We start from the raw sequence: 20,748 nt of genomic DNA, 5'->3' as shown, positions 1-20,748 counted from the left end.
GAAGGCGGGAGCAAGATGAGAATCATTACAGTCGGGGATAACTGCATGGATGTCTATCAAGCAAGCGGCAAAGCCTATCCTGGAGGCAATCCGGTGAATGTGGCCGTCTATTTAACTGAAATGGGTGCAAAGACGGCCTATCTGGGCTGGGTGGGCACCGACATTTATGGGGAGATCATGATCCAGGCTATTCAGGACAAGGGTGTGGATACTTCCCGAATTTTAAAAAAGGACGGAAAAACAGCGGTAACCTACGTGGAGATGGTGGAGAATGACCGGAGGCTCGGCGAATACGACGAGGGAGTTATGGCACAGTTTTTCCTTACAGCAGAAGAGATCGATTTTGCTGGCCATTATCAGCTTGTCCACTCAGGGATATGGGGCCATGCCGATCCGTACTTTCCTCTCTTTAAGGAAAAGGGCCTGATCACTTCCTTTGATTTCTCGGATCAGTTGCAGGATGATCAGGTACAGACATTAACGCCCTACGTAGACTATCCATTCTTTTCGTACACTCAGGATGATGACTATATCCGCCAACTTTTGGTAAAGGTCAAGCAAAGAGGAGCGCAGATTGCTGTGGCTACCTTGGGGGAGAATGGTTCGCTTGCTTACGATGGGGAACAATTCTTTCCACACGGCGTGGGTAAGGTGAACGTCGTGGATACGATGGGAGCTGGCGATTCTTTCATTGCCGGGTTCCTTTACGGTAGAATGAAAGGGTTTTCAACAGAGAACTGCTTGGAGCTTGGGACAATTACAGCTGGGAAGACGATAGGTTATTTCGGTGCATGGTGACTGGAGATGATCATCAATGTATAATACTTATTATAATCATTGATGGATAAGGATGAATTTACCATGAATTTGAATCCTTCAACCCCCCAGCCGCTGTACATGCAGATCAGGCAAATGTTGAAGAACGATATCCAGGACGGACGGTACAAACCGGATGAACAGATTCCAACCGAAGCAGAACTCTGTGATACTTATAGTGTAAGCCGAATCACTATACGGAAAGCAATTGAGGAGCTTGTGCGGGAAGGAACCCTGACGCGAATTCCTCGTAGAGGCACCTTTGTGGCCTCCAACAAATTTCATAATGAACTGTTATCCGTAAGCGGTTTCTCGGAGTTCAGCCACCAGCTGGGCATGATTCCAAACTCACGGATATTAAGAAGCGAAGTAATCCCGGCATCTGAAGAGGTGGCTGGACATCTTCTTATTGAAGAAGGCAGCCCTGTGTTGGAGCTTGAACGCTTGATGTATGTAGATGACCGCCCGCTTTTTTATGATATAGCCCATTATTCGCTGACCCGGTTTCCGGATTTGGAAAAAAAGATCGCAATGAAAGAATCGACTTACAAGATTCTGGCGGAGGATTATAACACCGAGATCGTGAGCAATGACAAGATCATTGATGTGATCGGTGCGACTAAAGATTATGCGAAATTTCTGGAATGTGATATCGGGGCGAACTTATTCCGGATATTGAAAATTGCTTTTGATGCAAACGATGAGCCTGTTCATCTCTCTACATTTATGTGTGAGACGAATCGGGTCAACCTGACGGTCCACCGGGCAAAATAGGTTATGCCCATCAGCATGGCTTATTTTCCAAAAAGGATTTAGCTTCGAAACGATTATACGGGTACTCCAGGACGTAGCTTTATTCATCAGAATTGCTTCTTTTACTTGGACCATGGAGTCATAGGCTCTGCTGGCTTACCACCGGCAGGCCTTTTTTGTGTGTTGAAATACGAAATCAAGTTTTTGTAAGATGATTGCAGGGGTGGTATAGAATTAGATATTTCAACCATAATAAGACAGCCTGTTTAATCCAAACGTAAGAGGAGCAGAAGAATGTGAAAAATAAATGGTTACTGGCATTGTCGTTAACCTTGGCGCTCGTTTTTAGCATGAATCCACTAGTTGTCGTGCAAGCGAAGGCGGGGGAGGATAAGGGGAACATTTGCCTAAGTCCCAAAATGGTGCAACTGAAAGTCGATATGCAGAAGGTATGGATCGATCATACGATATGGACGAGAAGCTATATTGTCAGCGCCATATCTAATCGTCCAGACCAAAAGGATGTATTGGACCGACTTTTACGGAACCAACAGGATATAGGCAACGTGATTAAGCCTTATTATGGGGAAGCTGCTGGGAATAAGCTGGCTGATCTTCTGAGAGAGCATATTTTGATCGCAGGGAAAATCGTAGCGGCTGCCAAAGCGGGCAATCAGGCGGACGTGAAAAAGCTAGAGGCGGATTGGCATACAAACGCCGACGATATTGCTAAATTTTTAAGTGAAGCGAATCCGAACTGGCAGTTCAAAACGCTACAAGATATGCTGTATACGCACCTTCAGTTGATTACGGAAATAGTCCTTAACTGTATCAAAGGAGACTGGAAAGCAGATATTGCCGCAACCGATAAAAATGAGATCCATATGATTCATTTAGCGGATATCCTGACAGAAGGCATTGTCAAACAGTTTCCAGAAAAATTTTAAGCGAGTGGTGCAGTCGCCGCAAAGCAGATTAGCTTTTTATAATCACCCCAAAGGTGGCTATGAAAAGCTTTTTTCATGTTATGAGATAGACATTACCTGACAGCTAGCGTTTCTTTGGAAAAGCATAATAATTAATGACTTTTAATTAGAGTATGAACAAGGGTACACTAAAAATATGGATCTTAATCCAAATCAAGTTGGAAGGCAAGTGTAGGTTTATTGAAAATAGGCGGTTTACAAATCTTTTGCCTAAAAGGTATATTGTACGTAAAGCAATTTAAGCGTGACTTAGATATGAGTAGATGAAAAAAGGACTTCAATGGCATATTAGCCGATATGAAGTCCTTCATAAAGTTTATTTGGTTGAATACTCACTTACTTCGAATGTGAGAATTTTGTTGAAGATTACGTAGTCTTTGCGATTGCTGAACGGGCCTTTGTTATTATTATGTTTATCGATGGCAAATAATGAAGCACCTCTGCCCGCATCTTTAGCGTCATACCAAGCGATGAAGGCATTCAATTCTTTTTTACTCAGATCGAATTCTTTATCAAATCCATTGTCCATCGTTACAGTTAGAATGGCGCGGTCACCAGTTGGTTGTGAGGAACCATCTGTATCCGACGGATCTGGCGTTGTGGATGACCCAGGTGTTGTAGATGAACCAGGCGCCGTAGATGGATCAGGTGTTGTAGATGGATCGGGTTTTGTAGATGGATCCGGTGTTGTGGACGGATTAGGTGTTGTTGATGTACTTGATTCTTGGTAAGGCAAAAATCCTTCGGGAATTGGATATTTAAAATCACTTGCCCCAAAATTAGCAGTATAAGTAGCAGGTTGATCTTGAGGGTTTCTTATATAAGGATATACAGTCTTACCTAGTGAAGAAGGAGTATATTTCGAGACCCCTTGTGAGATACCATTTTTATAAAAGGTTAGTGTGTCATTTTCTAGATTTAAAGCAACAGATATAACATCATTTACTGTATACACATTCCCGTAACTATAACTTCCAGCTTTAATAGAGTCATTTGTAGGCCCATAATTTACTCCGTTATACCCTTCATACCTAATTGGTGGTTTGCCTGGACCGAATAATCCAACTTCACCATATCCACCATCAAGCTTTATCTCCCAATACCATTTCCCTGAGCTTTTACCTACATTAGCAATATCGGTTTGGTTCCATTCAGTTATGGTTTTTGTTAGAGATCCATCGGACCAAGTCACATTTGTAGTCTCAGCTTTTGTAACAGTGGGGAACAATGAGAACACCGAAGCTCCAATAAGAAGAGCTAACACTATTGTTCCTAGTTTTTTATAAAGATTTTTCATGACTTCCTCCTAAAATTATGTAATAACAAGTGAATTATAGAACTTGAGTGGGATAATTGTCCAAACATTAAATGATATATATTCAAATATGAGTTATATTATGGAATTTAATTTTTCGTGAGGATTATGGGGGAATAGTAGAGGAGATTAAGCCAGAATCGGTCAGGATAGCAGGTAAAATTTTTATGAGAGACCAGCTTGAGTTTCGGGTAGACTTGGTAGCGGAAGAAAACCCTGAATGATTTAATAACTCCGACTCAATTTCGGAATTGGATTCGTATGAGACGTTGAACTTCGATATTCATAATGACCTGTCATATCCCATATGACTAAGTAAGTGCTTTTTTGCTCATTTAGAGGAGGGATATCATTGGATGCATTTGTTTCACGCTCATTAGATGAAATACGTTTTTGGTCCAGGATTATGAAGGAGCATTCCTTTTTTCTGGGGTTAGGCTTTAGAGCGGAAGATACTCAACTTAAAACAGAAGCCAATCGGTTTTACGCTATTTTTGAGGATATTGAGAAAAGATCGTATGAATTTAATATCAATACAGATCCTTATACAATCAAAGAGTTTAATACGGAAGTACAGAATGCGGCGACAAATATTTGGGCATTTAAGAGAATGGTATTGGGGCTTATATTACAATGCAAACTTCCTGGACAAACCAATTTTCCCTTACTGGTAGACCATGTAAGCCGGGAAGCGAATTATTTCAGAAATCGTTTAGGGGAACTTAATTCAGGAACGCTTGAACCACTACCCGATGCTATTATTGATGAAAATATTTTTTTCTTAAAGATCATGGCCGATCACGCAAAATTCATAGGCCATTTGCTGGATCCATCCGAACGCAAACTGGTTGAACAAGCTAGGGAGTTTAGTAATGACTTTGATACACTGATGTTTCAGGCGATTGATTTAAGTTATATGCGTCCACAGTCGCAGACCGTTCCACTTCTGAGTCAATTTGTGGATGAAAACCGTATCTCTGTTAAGTCCTTGCGAGATTTTAAGAAAACAGCGCGTGATTTGATCGACGAGTGCCGAATAAAAAGCATTATCCATCCTCTATTAGCTGATCATGTATTTCGTGAAGCTGAGCGCTTCCTCTTTATTCTCGAAATGTTTGATCAGTCCTTATCCGGCGTTAAGGTGAATAAGAAAGAAATCATGCACTGAGATTCCCAGCAAAACGAATATAGTTTCTGTAAAATGTGCATTGGAAATAAAGTTTTAGATTGAGCAAAAATTCAAACAGCGGCAGAACAAGACTTAAAAAGTAAAGTCTTAGACTGTCGCTGTTGTCATTCAACTAACGCATTCTAATAGGTTGTCATAACTTTTCTTTTCCATTAACTTTCAAGACCAATATTCACTAAACTTAGATATCCTCTGATGGATTGATAATCGCCAGAACCTGATGGTCCTCCCACTTTCCATTAATTTTTACGTTGCTTCGAGAAATGCCTTCTTTGTGAAAGCCAGCCTTCTCAAGCACACGGATGGACCCTGGATTCCGAGGAGAGGCTTCTCCGACGATCCGATGAAATTTTAGTTCATCGAAAGCGTAGCGAACCACCTGCTTCACCGCCTCCGTCATATAACCCTTGCCGTTATAGGCTTGGTCTAGGCTGTATCCGATCATACAGCTCTGAAGTGGACCCCTTACTACAAAAGATAGACCTATGCTGCCTATAATCTGATTGTCTTCCTTGTGGCACACCACGAAGGAATATTTCCGATCCTCTACCATGTCAGCCTTACTCTTAATAATCGTTTGAAGCTGGTGCTCCTCCGTATAGTGCTCTTCTTGGTGGTTTGGCGAAAACGTATCAAAGAACTCCCGATTACGTCTGTACATTGCTGTCAATTCTGCAACGTCCACCTCTTCTGGGAACCGGACGTATACTTGTTGCTCCGACATCTGCACCATCCTTCCATACAATGATATTGAAGGAATTATATCACAGGATGAAGATGCAAATTTGATTGGATGCGTGGTGTATGTCAGGTAGCAGTCTCTGGATTTTAACTAAAAACATATAGCGAAATGATCATATTGGATATAGTATTTTCTAAAAAAGGGAGGTTAGGAAGTATGAATAATGCTTACGAAGTGCTCGAAGAGCGAATATTCGAATGGGGAACTTCTAATGATGAAATATAGCGATTTATATCGTAGGGTCCCGGGCAAGAGAGAAAAAGCCCCTTGATGAGTTTTCTGACTCGATAAGACGGGGAATGGAAACCAAAATCATCCCTCAGACCACAACAATCTCAGGTACTCCTTCAATATCTGATGAGGCTTTTCTGCAGGTTGTTAATATAAGAGTATAAATATGCGTATCCGGATGAATTGTTTTCCTATATTCAAACCTAAGGGGGCAACATGATAAGCATAGATAAGAAGTCGGACACCCTCATTGTCGTGCTGCATGAGATTTATGGAATTAACCAGCATATACAAAATTATTGCAGCTTATTATCAGATGAGGGTTATGACGTGATTTGTCCAAATTTAATAGGCAAAGAAACGCCTTTTGACTATTCGCAAGAGGAAGCTGCCTATGCCCATTTCATAAAAAATATAGGATTCGAACGTGCTTCTTATCATATTGAAAGTTTATTGTTAAGTATTCAAGCTCGCTATAAAAAGGTATTTATCGTCGGGTTTAGCATCGGGGCAACGATTGCCTGGCTGTGTAGCAAAGAAAAATATGTTGATGGAATCGTAGGATACTACGGCTCTCGTATTCGAAATTATTTGGAAATAACTCCACATTGTCCAACACTACTTTTTTTCCCACAGGAAGAAATATCATTTAATGTGGATGAGCTCATTTCAGCTTTAGACAACCATAATATCCGGGTACATAAATTCAGCGGACAGCACGGATTCAGTGATCCGTACTCTCCCCGATATCACGTACATTCAGCTCAGCAATCATTTATCGAAATGGTAGAGTTCTTTAGGAAGGCTGATCAATAAAAGCAGTCGTTTGCTTCCAGCCCACACCTTTTTCACTGTTCTGGGGAAACGCACAGTCATGATGTGCGGATTAGTCATATGTATATACATCATTGACTATGAAAAGGAGATGTATGTGGCTGTGGCTACCTTTTATCAAGCCTTCAAGCTGAAGAGTCGGATATGGCGAACGATGCTCAAACGGAACGGAGTAACAGGGATTGGAGTAGGTTATGCTGATCCCAATAGACCGGCAAAGGGCGCGGCGATTGTGGTATACACCTTGAGAAATCTTTCGGCTGTGACGCAAACCAAATTGCAGGCAGTAACTCATAATATAAGTCAGGCTTCTGCGGTACCTATCCGAATTTTAGGTGTGGGTTCCTTCAAAAGGGAAGCGGCGACTCCTACCCAAACGAACCCACGCCAAAGATGGCGCCCCGTGCCCGGTGCGGTCAGTGTAGGAACGACGGTTCCCACCACTGCAGGAGGAACCGGAGGACTCATTGTTATTAAGAATAATACTTTGTTTATTTTGAGTAATGCCCATGTCCTAGTCCCAACGAATACAAACCAATTTCACAATACCATTCAGCCTTCTCCGGCAGATGGCGGCAGAACGGCGGATCAGATCGGGAGAGCTTTTCAATTTGTCCCGCTTACTACGACAGGTGTTAACTTTCAGGACTCTGCCATAGCTATTGCCAATTCAAATAGTCTGCTTAATCCGAGGTATCTGATTAACCAAAGTGGTGGTCTCATTACCGTACCTGGGCACTTATTGAGTTATCGTCTGGGGATGACGTTTAAAAGAATGGCTAAAACAAACGGCTTCGCCAGAGGAGTCGTGGAGGCGATTGGCGTGGAACAAAGAGTGAGGGGCGATTCGGGAATCGAGATTTTCCGTGATCAAACCGTCATTCGTTTTACCCAGGGACGAACTGGACCTGGAGATTCGGGTTCCGTATGGCTGAATGACAGTAACGATCGGCTGAACAATTATGCAGCCGCAGTTCATTTTGCCGGATCTACCGATGGAATGCGTTCTGTATCTTTCCCAATTGAACGGGCGATGAGAACCTATGGAACCTTGGTTGCCATTCCGGCTGCTGCTGGAGGATATAAAGCAGGTGTGGCAAAAGGAAAGGCTCCAAAAAACAATTATGCCTATGTCCGGCCATTGACGAGAAAACAAAGGTCTTTGTCTCCAGTCATAACATCCAATGCGAAACAAGAAAAGCATTAGAACTATGATTACTTAGCCGATCTCTATCGAAAATACCTCTTTAAAACCTCTTTTACCCTCGGCTGTAATGCGTATCGCTCGGGTTGTGGGCAGATGCTCGACCCAATGTAATTCGAATAATCTGTCTAGAAGAGCACTTCCTAAAGCACCGGCAAGATGATGGCGTCGTTCACTCCAATCCAGGCATTTATGTGAGAAGGAGCGACGCTTTTGTCTTGTATTCTTGAGGTTGATCTGAAAGTCAGCGAAGAAAATCTCTCCTTGTTGGGTGATATGAAGTCCGTCCTGATCTTCGGAAAGAATCCCCTTTTGCATGAAAAAGCTCATGATTTGTACGCCTAAATGACCCGCAACATGATCGTAGCAAGTTCTTGCCAACCGTATGGCCTCGTTTTCGGAGGCTTGCTTGAATGACTTGATTGGAACTGGTGGAGCTATGGACAAAAGTGACTCCATCACCTGGGCAACCTCGGGGTCTTGAATGCCATAGTAACGGTGCCGCCCCTGTTTTTCTACAGTAATGACTTGTGCTTCGGTCATTTTAGCCAGATGGAAGCTGGCGGTTTGCGGTTTGATACCTGCCATATGGGCTAATTCACTTGCCGTGTGGAATCTACCATCTAATAAAGCGGTGAGAATAGCTGCACGGGAAGGCTCGCTGACGAGAGAAGCAATCATGGCTACATTCGATTGGGTGCTCATGGCACGGTTATCCCCCTTTGTAATCCATACTTCGATGAAGGTTGAAATGTTTACATTTTACAATAAGGAGGCAGATCTGAACAGAAGGAGAAGAGAACATGGACCCAATGAATCCAATAAATCAGATGAATCGTACCCCAAGCATAAAAACGATAAACCCTAGCATTTTATATTACGGAACCCCTGTGATTTTACTCAACACGCTGAATGAGGATGGAACGACCAATATTAGCCCTATTTCCTCCTCATGGGCATTAGGAGATTGTGTGGTACTAGGCATTGGAACAGGTGGCAAAGCATTAGAAAATATGGAGCGGCATCCCGAATGTGTAATCAATGTTCCTGGGCCTTCCATGTGGGAAAATGTAGAGCGTTTGGCTCCTTTTACAGGCAAGAATCCCGTTCCAGCGGAAAAAGAGAAAAATGGATTTTCATATCAAAAAGATAAGTATGAGATCAGCGGACTGACTGCGATTGACTCGAATAGGGTCAAGCCCACCCGAATCAGGGAGTGCCCTATTCAAATCGAAGCCACAGTGAAGGAGATACGGATTCCTGACCATTCTCCTTATTTTGCGATCGTCGAAACCCAAGCCGTACAGGTGCATGTTCATCAGGATATGATCCGCGGAGAGAATCATATTGATCCGGCCAAGTGGAGCCCGATCATCTATAATTTCCGCCATTATTTTGGTCTGGGTGAGCATTTGGGCAAAACCTTCCGATCCGAAACCTGATGTTTCAACAAAATTATTATATCCTACCTGAATAATGGGAATTATCTTCCCAAATCGTTCTTTTTGTGCGAGAATAGTTGAAAAATCATCCAAGACTACGCATACAGGAAGAGACGATTCATACAGCACGTATAACAAGGGAGGCAATAATCATGTCAGAAGAACGCAAGCTGTCATTCGAAACCCTCGCTGTCCATGCCGGACAAGAGATTGATCCTAATACCTTTGCCCGCGCCGTTCCGTTGTACCAGACCACTTCATATGGATTTCGGGATGCTGAGCATGCGGCTGATTTGTTCTCGCTGAAAGAATTCGGCAACATTTATACGCGTCTGATGAATCCGACTACGGATGTATTCGAGCAACGAATTGCCGCACTGGAAGGCGGAGCTGGCGCGTTGGCCACAGCTTCTGGAATGGCGGCGATCTCCTTTTCCATTCTAAATATTGCGGGAGCTGGAGATGAAATTGTATCGGCCTCCAGCCTGTATGGCGGTACATATAATCTGTTTTCTACTACACTACCGAAATTGGGTATTAAGGTGCATTTTGTCGATTCGGATGATCCGGAGAATTTCCGCCAAGCCATTACGGATAAAACGAAGGCCATATTTGCCGAAACGATTGGCAATCCACAGGGAAATGTGCTGGATGTAGAAGCTGTAGCAGCGATTGCACACGAATATGGTATTCCGCTGATTGTGGATAACACGTTCCCAAGCCCCTATTTATTACGCCCTATCGAACATGGAGCGGACATTGTGGTGCATTCGGCAACCAAGTTTATTGGCGGACACGGTACGTCTCTTGGCGGGGTAATCGTGGACAGTGGCAAGTTTGACTGGAAAGCGAGTGGTCGTTTCCCCGGACTGACTGAGCCGGACCCAAGCTACCATGGAGTTGTGTACACCGAGGCGGTGGGACCTATCGCGTACATTATCAAGGCACGGGTGCAATTGCTGCGTGATTTGGGAGCAGCCATTTCTCCGTTCAATTCATGGCTACTGCTTCAAGGCTTGGAAACATTGCATCTGCGGCTGGAAAGACATAGTCAGAATGCCCTGAAAGTAGCGCAATACCTCGAAAGTCACAAGGATGTGGAGTGGGTCAGCTACTCTGGATTGCCGAGCCATCCATCCTATGAGTTGGGCCAAAAATATTTGCCAAAAGGACAAGGGGCAATCTTGACCTTTGGTATCAAAGGCGGGAGTCAGGCGGGAAGCAAGCTGATTGCGAATGTAAAGCTGTTTTCTCATCTGGCGAATGTTGGCGATTCCAAGTCTTTGATTATTCATCCGGCAAGCACAACCCATCAGCAGCTGAGCGCAGAAGAACAGGTGGCTGCTGGAGTCAAACCGGAGCTGTTACGTTTATCTGTCGGGACCGAAGCGATAGACGATATTTTGTATGATCTGGAGCAGGCAATCGCGGCCAGTCAACAGTAATAAACAGTAGTTGGCGGCTAGTTAGCCCAGTGAGATAAGGCATTTTTGCAGCAGTCGCAAGTGATTTGTGATTCCAATCGGGTTTCGTTTAGGGTTTGAGCAGGCGGGGGGTAACCTCTGCCTTTTTTGTTTGTTGACATCATACCCCCATAGGTATATATTATACCCCATAGGGTATATGAGGAGGAGAAGAAATGGGTAAGAGGATAGTTATTATTGGCGGGGTAGCAGGTGGAGCTTCTGCTGCGGCGAGATTGCGTAGATGGAATGAGGAAGACGAGATTATTCTGTTTGAACGCGGTGAGCATGTTTCTTTTGCAAACTGTGGTCTTCCCTACTATATTGGGGGGACAATCCAGGCACGGGAGAAGCTGTTTCTCCAGACGCCTCAAGGCATTAGAGACCGATTTAATATAGATGTTCAGGTGCTGAAAGAAGTAATACAAATAGACCGCGAGCATAAGCTTGTCCGTTACCGCGATATGATCACAGGAGAGATGGATGAGCAGGCGTACGATATTGTGGTATTGTCGCCGGGAGCCAAACCGATGATACCAGACATTCCCGGACTACATGAAGCTACAAATGTATTTACGTTAAGAAACATTCATGACACCGACCTTATTAAGGCATATGTAGATGAAAGGCAACCCAAGCATGCCACGATAATTGGTGCTGGATTTGTTGGGCTGGAGATGGCTGAAAATTTGCGGGAGCGTGGACTTGCAGTAACCGTTATGGATAAAGGACAACAAGTGTTGAATCCGCTTGACCCTGAAATGGCCAAACTGGTGGAACAGCATATGCAGCTGAACGGGGTGGAGGTGCGTTTAGAGGAAGGAGTCGCAGCTTTTGAAGAACAGGGTACACGGCTACGTTTGACCTCTGAGGAGATGCTTCAGACGGATATGGTTATTTTGGCGATTGGCGTGGTGCCTGAAAATGAGTTGGCCAAGCAATGCGGATTGGAACTAGGTTTTCGCGGCGCTATTCAGGTGAATGCACAGCTGCAAACCAGTGATCCGTCCATTTATGCGGTAGGTGATGCCATCCAGGTCAAAGACCGCAATCATGGGTTTGTAACGATGGTATCGCTGGCCTGGGGAGCCAATCGGCAGGGGCGTTTGGCAGCGGATCATATTAATGGTCAGCCGATTTCCTATGATGGTGCGCTCGGAACATCCGTAATTAAGACCTTTGCATTGACCGCAGCTTCTACAGGTAACAATGAAAAAACATTGCAGCGGCTGGCTGTTCCTTATCAGGCTATTCATATTCATCCTGGTTCACATGCCGGTTATTATCCTGGCGCGTCACCCATTTCGATGAAGCTGCTCTTTCATCCGAAGACTGGGATGATCTACGGAGCACAAGCTGTTGGCGCTGATGGCGCGGACAAAAGGATTGATGTTATTGCAACGGCGATTCGCGGCCGTTTAACCGTCCGTGAGCTGGCAGATATCGAGCTTGCTTATGCACCTCCTTATTCTTCAGCTAAAGATCCTGTGAATATGGCGGGTTACGTAGCCTCGAATATCATGGATGGACTGGTCCAGACAATACAGTGGCATGAAGTTGATGATTTTCACCGCAATGGTGGCCTTGTTATTGATGTCCGGGATGCGGTGGAGCTACAAGGAGGAACCATTCCAGGTTCTATTCATATTCCTCTAGCCGAAATCAGAGAGCGGATGTCGGAAATTCCCCGTGATCTGGAGATCGCGGTATCCTGCCAAGTCGGGCTACGCGGCTATCTAGCGGCCAGAATTCTAACCCAATCCGGATATCGGGTGAGAAACGTTGATGGCGGCTACAAGACGTATTCAGTTATGGCTAAACGTAATCATCTTTTGAAATAGTTCATCACCCATCCAATTTGATTCAGATGATCCGTTACTTCGCCGTGCAGCGCACCAAAGAAGGTATCTTGTAGTTCTACAGTGATGGTGCCTTTTTCGGATAGTGCATGGTAAGCCTGTTTAAGCTCATCCTCACTCTCACAGTCGAGAATGATTTGGACATGCTGTGCTTTCAGTGGTTTACCATAGGAATCGGAAAAATGGATATGGCTGCTGCCCAGGTGCAGTTCGGCATGTAAGAGCCTGCCGTCCTGCTTGTTCAGTACTTTGATTTTCCCGCCTAAAACAGATTGGTAGTAGTCAACCGACTGCTGCACATCGTTCACAATGACAAAAGGACTTGCACTTCTCATAAGATCCATTCCTTTCATTTCTTCTATGTAGGTTTGTCTGCTACTATACATTATTTACATTGTCGGCAGGGTTTAGCCCTTTTCTAATCAAATTATGGCTTGGTTCACTGTGTGACGTCTGTTACAATAGAAGAGGTATATATGATGGATAGAAAAGAGGTCGAACAGGTGGGCACTTCAGCGATTTGGGAAGCAGTTATCTATTGGGTGATCTTGGTGATTTCTGCTCTGTGTGTAATTGCAGTATCTGGTAGTCGTAAGACCGCAAGCACAATTATTTTGGCACCCGTTGTTTTGTTCTGTACCATATTTATGATGCAGGGCTCGGTGTTTACTGCTATGAAGCACCCGACCATGGGGGCTAATGTCGGCTTGGGTATGGCGTTTCTGACCACATGGGTGGTCAGCGGAATATTGTTTGCTATAGCGCTTGTGATTGCTTTTATTAAATATAGCAAAAAGAACAAGGCGTAGTTCAGCCTTAACCTCAGATGAACAAAGGCTTTCGGTGATGTACCGAAAGCCCTTTTTGTATTCTCAGTTAACCATAGAGGATGTCTTCGTTCATCTGCGTCTTCTCATGAGCAAAACAACGATCAGCGCAATGATGATCACGATCAATAGAAACTTCATATTCGATAACCTCCTTGATCTGTCTCCTATTTGATATTAACCATTTTTGATAAGTGTGCACCGATGCATCCTAAGCAAGTATCTATTGTCAAATGTTTGGCGAAAATGTGATTGTGGGATCAAAAAGAGGTTTACAGGCTTAGCTGGAAAGTGTATACATAAAGTAAGGAGGCGATTGCCATGAGTGATCGTACATTTCATTTGTTTTATATTATTTTCTTGACGGTTTTGGCGCTTGGAAGCGTTGGAGGAATCTCTTGGTGGTTGCGCTCTATCGGTCGTCAGGAAAAGGAAAAAAACTAAATTCAGCATGGGCATACAAGCCCGTATGCATCTTCCAGTAGGAGGGTGCATTTTTATGTGTTATAATGGGAACATATGTTCTTTAGGAGGGGTAACGATGTTGCCGGATTTGGAACGGAAGCTACTACGTATTTTGTATAATTATTTTGCTCAGCATCGCCATATGCCTACAATGGCTGAATTGTCAGCAAAAACGGGTAAGCGAGACCCTGAAATTACAGCTGCATTGCGACATATGGAACAAGAGCGCTATATCACATGGGAAACTAACACAGGTACCCAGCATATTGTTTTACTGGAAGGATGGGAGCGTCCTTCCAGCTACAAGCCTGCCCAAGTGGAAGCTGGACGCCCTACTACCCAAAAGATACAGTCCGGTAGTATGGAATATTGGACGAATTATTAGTAGCCATATAAAGCTGGAAAATTAATGAGTTTTTAAGGTGCATATCATTTTGTTTTAAGAAAGCAAGACTATAATGACCCTATTAACCCCTTTTTGATCAAGCTATAGGCCCTGTCGATGTATCGGCAGGGTCACTTTTTTGTTCATAGATGCGTTTTCCGTATATGAAAAATCCCCCGGGGATCATCCGGAGGATCTGCGCAGCTTGCGTATACTGCACGGCCTGCTCAAACTTCATCGTTTGACGGCATAATATATATTTAACCCCTGCTACCTTGTATTATATGGTCAGCATGTTCATAAGGGGCAGTCTGATTCCTCTGTTCATTTTCCAAACGACAAAAGCCCTACCTCTCTTTCGTCCTTGCGGCTCCGATGACCGCGCCAGTGTGAATGTGAAAATCTTCGGCAAAAGCTCAAAATTCTACATTAGGGTTATACATAAAATTTGGAGAAGCTCCATGCGGTGATAGGAGTATAGCTTCTTGCGTGGAATCCTATGGGGTTAATACATACTAATACAGTATAACAATAATGATTCTAAAACACAAGGGATTTTTGGTTTTTTGATTGTAGACTGGAAATAATGCACTTTCTGCAATGGATTAGACTTATTTTCATTTGCAGAGAATAGAGGCTGTGATAAATTGCCCTGACAGAGCGTACGAATTTTGAAATAGTGTAGTTACACGAAAGATGGAAGGAAACAAGAACTATGACTGCCTCAAGGAAAGACAAAAAAACATCACAGAATAACTCGCCCTCAGTCTGCACATGCATTAATCTGCGTCGTGCCTCGATGGCTGTAACAGGGCTGTATGACCAGTATCTGGCTCCAAGTGGACTCCATATCAGCCAGTTTTCGCTGCTCAAGCACTTAACGGTACTGGGACCGGTAAGCGTAAGCGAATTAGCATCGGAGATGCGACTCGACCGAACCACGCTTGTGCGCAATTTGAAGGCACTGGAGCAAAGTGGGTATGTGGAGGATACATCCGCTGAGGGAAGCCGGAACCGCTGCCTTACCCTGACAGAGAGAGGAAAAGCGTTATATAACGATGCAGCAGAGCTCTGGGAGGAGGCGCAGTTATTTTTACAGAAGTCACTGGGAAGCGCCGATTTGCAGATATTGACCGCACTGTTATCCAAAATTGAAAAATTGAGACTGTGATTAGCCTTCGTCTAATAAGGAAGACCATGCTGACCTATTCGTGTATATACACGAATAGGGATTCAGATATGTAACGCAGCCATTCATCGGTAACCGGGTATCCGCCAGGAATTCGAGAGAATCACAATAACTTAAGAAGAGGGATGTGGATAGGATGGTAACGCCCGTACCAGACATGAAAGAACTTATCGCAGCCGAGATGAAGGCCTATGTGAGCGAAGACAAGGGCAATTTCTGCGAAGAATTACAGAGCCCTTACTACGAGGAACCGATTATTCAATTTGCAGAGGCCAATGATCCTTTGTTTGAGGATTATAAAAGAGTGGTGGGCCTCGACCATGCTACGCCGCAGGAAGCCTTCGAACGGACCTTCGGCACAGGAAGTTTTGGTGGAGGCACCGTTGTCAGTGTTGTGCTGCCGATCAGTGAGACGATTCGCAAGGCCAATCGTGCGCAAAAAGCAAGAGCCTCCAGAGAGTGGGCGCTGCTGCGGACCTTTGGCGATGAATATTTTGTGCGGTCGGCAAGGCACCATTTGGCGGGATATCTGACTGGACTTGGCTATCGAGCTGTGGCGCCGCTGGATACGGATTGGTACAACATCCACGGTGCCACAGGTGGTCCGGTCTCTAATTGGTCGGAACGGCATATCGCGTATGCAGCCGGTCTCGGCACCTTCAGTATCAACGATGGCTTCATCACCGAGAAAGGAATTGCCATCCGCCTGCTGTCTGTAGTAACGGATCTGCAGGTGCCGCCTGATGTCAGAGTATCCTCGAACCTGAGCCATACCGGTAACTGTCTGCTGTGCAGCAAAGGCATTTGCGGTGTGTGCATTACCCGCTGTCCTGTGCAGGCCATCAGCAAGGAAGGCGGTCATGACAAAATCGCCTGCATGAAATTTGTGTACGGCGAGGAATCTCGAAAGTGGGCAGTGTTAAACGGCGGTGAGGCTGAATCGGGTGCCGGTTGCGGACTTTGCCAGACCAAGGTGCCCTGCGAAAGCCGGAATCCGATGCGGACCGCTCACTAGTGTTATTTTCCTAGGATTCATGCAAATTGCTCATGGAAGAAGGTTAACTTTTGACGGCTGGACTCCGATATTGAATACAAAGATATTTTATGAGCGTACGGATGAAAAGAGGGGTAGCATTTTGCCGATCTATAAGCGCTTTATTCAGCATGTTATCCTGAACTATATTATAGGTTCATTTATTGCTGTACTACTGGTATGTATGATTTTTGTATTTTCCACGTTAAATGTAGCCCACTATGAGCTTCTGGGTCTTGTCAAAATTGTTGCATTTTCCAGCGTCATTATGATTGTCTGTGAAACCATAGTGTTTCGAATGCACTTAAGACCCGTTCATCGTTTTTTCCAAGGCAATCAGGAGACGCTCAAGGATGTAGAAGCGGTGTATATCCGGGTTCATCATCTGCCTAATTTGTCCGTTTTACGTATTGTTGGACCGCATTTGCTAGGCTTCTCTATCCCGGCAGCCGTCATTGCATTATGGATGATACATACTGGACAACTTACCTTTCCCTTTTATTATGTAGGAATCGCCTGTATAGGAGCTTGTTTGGTCGCTTCCATGCATGCACTGGTTGAATTTTTTCTGACCATGAGAGCAATCAAACCGTTGCTGGAGGAGATTCGGGATCGAACCTATCAGCAATATGGATTGAACCTGTCCCTGCGAGGACGAGTTTTGCTGTCACTTCGGCATAAATTTCAGTTAAGTGCAACGTTAATTGGTGCTTTTCCTCTGTTTCTGTTTTGTTTAGCTACGCAGATTCGGCTGGAACGTTTGGAGGCGACGGATTCCGGCTCCTATTGGGCATGGGCGGGTACGATTTTAATTTCTGGTGTAGCCTTTGCTTATTTGGGAGGCAGGCTGCTAACCCGTGAGATCGAACAGCCGATCCATCACTTGTTGGAAAAAATGAATGAAGTGAAGGAAGGCCGCCTGAACAGTAACGCCAGTGACTTGTATTCGGACGAATTTGCGGAGCTGGTCGAAGGATTTAACATGATGATCGAGGGCCTGAAGGAACGAGAGGAAAAAAACGGTCAGCTATTAGACAGTTACTTTGCCACTTTGGCTGCAGCGCTGGATGCGCGGGATGCCTATACCGCAGGACATTCGTTGCGCGTGGCCGAATACTCTGTACTCATTGGGCGAAAGGGCGGCTTGGGAGAGACGGATCTTGACTTTCTGCGTAAAACAGCCTTGCTGCATGATATCGGTAAAATCGGTGTGGCTGACGCTGTGTTGTTTAAGGATGGCAAGCTGACGGACGAGGAGTTTGATCAGATTAAAATGCACCCGGTTATGGGGGAGAGTATTCTTCGGCAAGTGGAGCCGGCTTATGCTATGGCCCCTTATCTGCCCGGCGTGCGCTCGCACCATGAGCGTTATGATGGCAAGGGATACCCTGACCAGCTCTCCGGGGAAGACATCCCACTATTTGGGCGCATCATAGCCGTAGCAGATGCCTATGATGCGATGACGTCGGATCGTCCCTATCGGAAAGGTATGAAGGAAGAGAAGGCGGTTATGATATTGGAAGAGGGTAAAGGAACCCAGTGGGATCCTTACTTTGCCGAATTATTTGTCAAGGAGTGGCGCCGGAACAAAGGCATTCCAAGCTGACTCTATAGATACTCCCACTAGGGCGAGCCGTTGCGGTTCGCTTTTTTTATACACACACGCAAGCCTCTTGGATATGTCGAAAGATGGGGCTTCATGTTATGATGTACGAGTAAGGCAAAATCGGCTAGCATAGGCCTGGCATCCAATTTCTCGCGCAATGGGAGTGTGAATCCATGCAATTTTCAACGATGTTTATAATGAATTTGGGGATGCTGATTGCCGTTGCCTATGTGGCGAACGTGATTTATAAATATGGCTTGAGTCGTACGTCTACGCGGTTCAAATATGTCAGCTCAGTGTTGCTGGTGGTATTTGGCGGATGGGTCAGTTCTTGCTTTGGCTTTAATTTCAATGAAACGGTTATTTTCGATCTGCGTTTTGTTCCGCTCATTATCGCAGCATTGGTGTATCCCCGTTCCTACACGCTGATTATTATTGGGGTAGCAATCGGTCTTACGAGATTTACTTTCGGCCTGAATATGGCGGCGTGGGTCGGTTTTCTGAATATGAGCATTTTGGGCGGATTATGCGCCGGTTTGAACTACTGGATGCGCCGCTCCACTTGGCGCTTGATTATTAAGGCATCTGTAACCATTTTAGCGGTTAATATTGTAAATACGTTAAATATTGCCTTCCTGGGCGTCATTCCCTGGCGCTATTATGTAGCAGAGGTCGTTCCTCTTACACTGCCTATCGGCGTTATCCTCAGCTTTTTATTTGCACTGATATTACGTGATTTTCAGATGGAGCAGCAGCGAAACTATCAGATTCAGCAGGCGAATGAGTTGTTGTCAGAGCAGCGTGATCAGCTGCAAAAGGCAAAGATTATTTTAGAGGAACGCGCCAAGCAGCTGATGATGGCTTCCCAGTATAAATCGGATTTTATGGCAACGATGTCGCATGAGTTACGTACACCTCTTAACAGCATCATTAACCTGGCACAGATTATCAATGAGCAGGGAAAAGAGCTGGATGAGGACGAGCTATACCAGTACAGTGATCTAATTTATGCCTCGGGCCATGATTTGCTCCAACTGATTAATGACATTCTGGACTTATCCAAGGTCGAGGCTGGGTACATGGAAATCGTAAGTGAGCCAGTCAGTGTGCGTGAAATTGCGCATGGGATGATGATGCATTTTGATGTCACAGCGAAGGATAAAAACCTGGAATTCAGCCTGAACGTGCATGAACATGTACCGGATGAAATCCGATCCGATTCCAAACGAGTACAGCAAATTTTACGCAATCTATTGTCCAATGCCTTTAAGTTTACTCATGAAGGGCGTGTATTGCTGGAAATCAGCACACAGCATCTGGATCGAAAGGGTCAGGAGGGAGACTGGGTTGTATTTGCTGTAATAGATACAGGCATCGGTATATCCAAGCTTCAGCAGCATGTTATTTTTGAGGCATTCCAGCAGGCGAACGGTTCGATTAATCGTAAATATGGTGGAACTGGGCTGGGGTTGTCCATCAGCCGTGATTTTTCCCGCTTGTTAGGCGGATTTATCCGTCTGGAGAGTGAAGAAGGCAAGGGAAGTACTTTTTCCCTGTACCTGCCTATGTGTCCGTCCGACAGCAAGGAGGCGGACGAACAGCCGTTTAAATTAACCTGATCGCAATCATGGGACAAGGAGCGTTAGGAGGTATATCATGGAACGTAAAGCGGTCGTTGTGGGTGGCACAGGGCTTGTCGGGGGTTATGTTGTACGGGAGCTACTGGTGCAAAAAGAATACACCCGCGTCATGGTTTTGGGCAGGCGTCCATTGGACATCAAGCATCCCAAGCTAGAGCAGGCGCTCATCGACTGGGAACAACCACAGAAGTCGGCCTTCGCCCTCGAAGGGGTGGATGATGTGTTTTGCTGCCTTGGGACAACGATGAAAAAGGCTGGCTCTAAGGAGCAGTTTCGACAGGTGGATCTGGACTATCCGGTTCTGACAGCCCAGTTGGGCAAAGAGGCTGGAGCAGTACAGATGCTTGCGATCTCTGCGATGGGCGCTGACCCGGATTCACGTGTGTTTTATAACCGTACTAAGGGTGAGGCTGAAGAGGCGCTTGCCGCGATCGGATTGCCTGCACTGCATTTGTTCCGTCCGTCGCTTATTTTGGGAGCGAGATCTGAACGACGATTTGGCGAAGCCGCTGCCACGATTGTCATGAAAGCGCTAGATGGCCTAATGACGGGCAGGTTCGCTTCCTATCGCGCCATTCCCGCTTCGTTCATCGCACGAGCTATGGTACGAATTGCTCTCGCGCAGGCGAGCGGTGTACATATTTATCCGAATGACATCATTCGAGTCATCGGTGCGGAACTAACCTCCGATGATGAGGAACCTGGTGCAGGAACGACTCCTGATGACAATGTCTAAAACCATGCTTAGGATTAGAAATGATAATAACGC

21 protein-coding genes are annotated in these 20,748 nt (G+C 45.1%); 17 read left to right on the top strand and 4 right to left on the bottom strand.

Annotation, left to right across the window (positions count from 1 at the left end; all coding sequences use genetic code 11):
* Window positions 1–15: 15 nt before the first annotated feature.
* The 3 genes from frlD (at window position 16) to ACXHJ1_RS03995 (ending at window position 2,516) form a co-directional block, all read left to right on the top strand.
* Complete coding sequence (frlD, locus tag ACXHJ1_RS04005) at window positions 16–798, top strand: fructoselysine 6-kinase (protein WP_153794577.1); 783 nt, start codon at window positions 16–18, stop codon at window positions 796–798.
* Between the two features lie 63 nt (window positions 799–861).
* On the top strand, window positions 862–1,590 hold the full coding sequence (locus ACXHJ1_RS04000) for a GntR family transcriptional regulator (protein WP_016819462.1): 729 nt from the start codon (window positions 862–864) through the stop codon (window positions 1,588–1,590).
* Between the two features lie 275 nt (window positions 1,591–1,865).
* Window positions 1,866–2,516: a glycosyl transferase gene (locus ACXHJ1_RS03995; protein ID WP_025363877.1), complete on the top strand. Its 651-nt coding sequence runs from the start codon at window positions 1,866–1,868 to the stop codon at window positions 2,514–2,516.
* A gap of 355 nt (window positions 2,517–2,871) precedes the next feature.
* On the opposite strand, the gene ACXHJ1_RS03990 is transcribed toward ACXHJ1_RS03995, so the two are convergent.
* Window positions 2,872–3,852, bottom strand: coding sequence for an SPRY domain-containing protein (locus ACXHJ1_RS03990; protein WP_457905650.1), 981 nt, complete (start codon window positions 3,850–3,852; stop codon window positions 2,872–2,874).
* A gap of 370 nt (window positions 3,853–4,222) precedes the next feature.
* On the opposite strand from ACXHJ1_RS03990, the gene ACXHJ1_RS03985 reads away from it, so the two are divergent.
* Window positions 4,223–5,038, top strand: a complete 816-nt coding sequence (locus ACXHJ1_RS03985; RefSeq protein WP_016819466.1) for a DUF2935 domain-containing protein — start codon at window positions 4,223–4,225, stop codon at window positions 5,036–5,038.
* Between the two features lie 202 nt (window positions 5,039–5,240).
* Here ACXHJ1_RS03985 and ACXHJ1_RS03980 read toward each other — a convergent pair whose 3' ends face one another.
* A complete protein-coding gene (locus ACXHJ1_RS03980) occupies window positions 5,241–5,783 on the bottom strand; it encodes a GNAT family N-acetyltransferase (RefSeq protein ID WP_457905649.1) in 543 nt (180 codons plus the stop codon).
* A 465-nt stretch (window positions 5,784–6,248) separates the two neighbouring features.
* Between ACXHJ1_RS03980 and ACXHJ1_RS03975 the strand changes: the two genes are divergently transcribed.
* Both ACXHJ1_RS03975 and ACXHJ1_RS03970 read left to right on the top strand, forming a co-directional pair.
* Window positions 6,249–6,848, top strand: coding sequence for a dienelactone hydrolase family protein (locus ACXHJ1_RS03975; RefSeq protein WP_107734780.1), 600 nt, complete (start codon window positions 6,249–6,251; stop codon window positions 6,846–6,848).
* Window positions 6,849–6,906: 58 nt separating this feature from the next.
* Window positions 6,907–8,073, top strand: a complete 1,167-nt coding sequence (locus ACXHJ1_RS03970) for a hypothetical protein (protein WP_052679238.1) — start codon at window positions 6,907–6,909, stop codon at window positions 8,071–8,073.
* Between the two features lie 12 nt (window positions 8,074–8,085).
* Here ACXHJ1_RS03970 and ACXHJ1_RS03965 read toward each other — a convergent pair whose 3' ends face one another.
* Window positions 8,086–8,775 carry an ArsR/SmtB family transcription factor gene (locus tag ACXHJ1_RS03965; RefSeq protein WP_102998337.1) on the bottom strand — a complete coding sequence of 230 codons (690 nt, stop codon included), beginning with the start codon at window positions 8,773–8,775 and terminating at the stop codon, window positions 8,086–8,088.
* A 98-nt stretch (window positions 8,776–8,873) separates the two neighbouring features.
* Between ACXHJ1_RS03965 and ACXHJ1_RS03960 the strand changes: the two genes are divergently transcribed.
* The 3 genes from ACXHJ1_RS03960 (at window position 8,874) to ACXHJ1_RS03950 (ending at window position 12,816) form a co-directional block, all read left to right on the top strand.
* Window positions 8,874–9,512 carry a flavin reductase family protein gene (locus ACXHJ1_RS03960; protein ID WP_457905648.1) on the top strand — a complete coding sequence of 213 codons (639 nt, stop codon included), beginning with the start codon at window positions 8,874–8,876 and terminating at the stop codon, window positions 9,510–9,512.
* Between the two features lie 152 nt (window positions 9,513–9,664).
* Window positions 9,665–10,957 carry a homocysteine synthase gene (locus ACXHJ1_RS03955; protein WP_457905647.1) on the top strand — a complete coding sequence of 431 codons (1,293 nt, stop codon included), beginning with the start codon at window positions 9,665–9,667 and terminating at the stop codon, window positions 10,955–10,957.
* A gap of 194 nt (window positions 10,958–11,151) precedes the next feature.
* Complete coding sequence (locus tag ACXHJ1_RS03950) at window positions 11,152–12,816, top strand: CoA-disulfide reductase (RefSeq protein WP_457905646.1); 1,665 nt, start codon at window positions 11,152–11,154, stop codon at window positions 12,814–12,816.
* Here the strand turns inward: ACXHJ1_RS03950 and ACXHJ1_RS03945 are convergent.
* Window positions 12,801–13,169, bottom strand: a complete 369-nt coding sequence (locus ACXHJ1_RS03945) for a VOC family protein (RefSeq protein WP_016819474.1) — start codon at window positions 13,167–13,169, stop codon at window positions 12,801–12,803. The two genes, ACXHJ1_RS03950 and ACXHJ1_RS03945, sit on opposite strands and share 16 nt — an antisense overlap.
* A gap of 141 nt (window positions 13,170–13,310) precedes the next feature.
* Between ACXHJ1_RS03945 and ACXHJ1_RS03940 the strand changes: the two genes are divergently transcribed.
* From ACXHJ1_RS03940 to ACXHJ1_RS03905, 8 genes are all read left to right on the top strand, one after another.
* Window positions 13,311–13,643, top strand: a complete 333-nt coding sequence (locus ACXHJ1_RS03940) for a hypothetical protein (protein WP_016819475.1) — start codon at window positions 13,311–13,313, stop codon at window positions 13,641–13,643.
* Window positions 13,644–13,982: 339 nt separating this feature from the next.
* The gene (locus ACXHJ1_RS03935; protein WP_016819476.1) at window positions 13,983–14,105 is read left to right on the top strand and encodes a hypothetical protein; all 123 of its coding nucleotides are present in this window, start codon (window positions 13,983–13,985) and stop codon (window positions 14,103–14,105) included.
* A 97-nt stretch (window positions 14,106–14,202) separates the two neighbouring features.
* Complete coding sequence (locus tag ACXHJ1_RS03930; RefSeq protein WP_457905645.1) at window positions 14,203–14,511, top strand: hypothetical protein; 309 nt, start codon at window positions 14,203–14,205, stop codon at window positions 14,509–14,511.
* Window positions 14,512–15,226: 715 nt separating this feature from the next.
* Window positions 15,227–15,682 carry a MarR family winged helix-turn-helix transcriptional regulator gene (locus tag ACXHJ1_RS03925; RefSeq protein ID WP_019686012.1) on the top strand — a complete coding sequence of 152 codons (456 nt, stop codon included), beginning with the start codon at window positions 15,227–15,229 and terminating at the stop codon, window positions 15,680–15,682.
* A gap of 154 nt (window positions 15,683–15,836) precedes the next feature.
* Complete coding sequence (locus tag ACXHJ1_RS03920) at window positions 15,837–16,715, top strand: (Fe-S)-binding protein (RefSeq protein ID WP_107734784.1); 879 nt, start codon at window positions 15,837–15,839, stop codon at window positions 16,713–16,715.
* A gap of 121 nt (window positions 16,716–16,836) precedes the next feature.
* Window positions 16,837–18,339 carry an HD-GYP domain-containing protein gene (locus ACXHJ1_RS03915; RefSeq protein ID WP_457905644.1) on the top strand — a complete coding sequence of 501 codons (1,503 nt, stop codon included), beginning with the start codon at window positions 16,837–16,839 and terminating at the stop codon, window positions 18,337–18,339.
* Between the two features lie 173 nt (window positions 18,340–18,512).
* Complete coding sequence (locus ACXHJ1_RS03910) at window positions 18,513–19,958, top strand: ATP-binding protein (protein WP_457905643.1); 1,446 nt, start codon at window positions 18,513–18,515, stop codon at window positions 19,956–19,958.
* Between the two features lie 37 nt (window positions 19,959–19,995).
* A complete protein-coding gene (locus ACXHJ1_RS03905; RefSeq protein ID WP_277376303.1) occupies window positions 19,996–20,715 on the top strand; it encodes an NAD(P)H-binding protein in 720 nt (239 codons plus the stop codon).
* The last annotated feature ends 33 nt before the right edge of the window (window positions 20,716–20,748 follow it).

This window comes from Paenibacillus sp. ALE2, assembly GCF_054113385.1.
This window is presented reverse-complemented; position numbering and strand designations above follow the sequence as displayed.

What these genes read in the sequence shown, in the direction of transcription:
- frlD (WP_153794577.1), top strand. Translation starts at nt 16, where the DNA reads ATGAGAATCATTACAGTCGGGGATAACTGCATGGATGTCTATCAAGCA.
- ACXHJ1_RS04000 (WP_016819462.1), top strand. Translation starts at nt 862, where the DNA reads ATGAATTTGAATCCTTCAACCCCCCAGCCGCTGTACATGCAGATCAGG.
- ACXHJ1_RS03990 (WP_457905650.1), bottom strand. Translation starts at nt 3,852, where the DNA reads ATGAAAAATCTTTATAAAAAACTAGGAACAATAGTGTTAGCTCTTCTT.
- ACXHJ1_RS03980 (WP_457905649.1), bottom strand. Translation starts at nt 5,783, where the DNA reads ATGTCGGAGCAACAAGTATACGTCCGGTTCCCAGAAGAGGTGGACGTT.
- ACXHJ1_RS03975 (WP_107734780.1), top strand. Translation starts at nt 6,249, where the DNA reads ATGATAAGCATAGATAAGAAGTCGGACACCCTCATTGTCGTGCTGCAT.
- ACXHJ1_RS03970 (WP_052679238.1), top strand. Translation starts at nt 6,907, where the DNA reads ATGATGTGCGGATTAGTCATATGTATATACATCATTGACTATGAAAAG.
- ACXHJ1_RS03965 (WP_102998337.1), bottom strand. Translation starts at nt 8,775, where the DNA reads ATGAGCACCCAATCGAATGTAGCCATGATTGCTTCTCTCGTCAGCGAG.
- ACXHJ1_RS03960 (WP_457905648.1), top strand. Translation starts at nt 8,874, where the DNA reads ATGGACCCAATGAATCCAATAAATCAGATGAATCGTACCCCAAGCATA.
- ACXHJ1_RS03955 (WP_457905647.1), top strand. Translation starts at nt 9,665, where the DNA reads ATGTCAGAAGAACGCAAGCTGTCATTCGAAACCCTCGCTGTCCATGCC.
- ACXHJ1_RS03950 (WP_457905646.1), top strand. Translation starts at nt 11,152, where the DNA reads ATGGGTAAGAGGATAGTTATTATTGGCGGGGTAGCAGGTGGAGCTTCT.
- ACXHJ1_RS03945 (WP_016819474.1), bottom strand. Translation starts at nt 13,169, where the DNA reads ATGAGAAGTGCAAGTCCTTTTGTCATTGTGAACGATGTGCAGCAGTCG.
- ACXHJ1_RS03940 (WP_016819475.1), top strand. Translation starts at nt 13,311, where the DNA reads ATGATGGATAGAAAAGAGGTCGAACAGGTGGGCACTTCAGCGATTTGG.
- ACXHJ1_RS03935 (WP_016819476.1), top strand. Translation starts at nt 13,983, where the DNA reads ATGAGTGATCGTACATTTCATTTGTTTTATATTATTTTCTTGACGGTT.
- ACXHJ1_RS03930 (WP_457905645.1), top strand. Translation starts at nt 14,203, where the DNA reads ATGTTGCCGGATTTGGAACGGAAGCTACTACGTATTTTGTATAATTAT.
- ACXHJ1_RS03925 (WP_019686012.1), top strand. Translation starts at nt 15,227, where the DNA reads ATGACTGCCTCAAGGAAAGACAAAAAAACATCACAGAATAACTCGCCC.
- ACXHJ1_RS03920 (WP_107734784.1), top strand. Translation starts at nt 15,837, where the DNA reads ATGGTAACGCCCGTACCAGACATGAAAGAACTTATCGCAGCCGAGATG.
- ACXHJ1_RS03910 (WP_457905643.1), top strand. Translation starts at nt 18,513, where the DNA reads ATGCAATTTTCAACGATGTTTATAATGAATTTGGGGATGCTGATTGCC.
- ACXHJ1_RS03905 (WP_277376303.1), top strand. Translation starts at nt 19,996, where the DNA reads ATGGAACGTAAAGCGGTCGTTGTGGGTGGCACAGGGCTTGTCGGGGGT.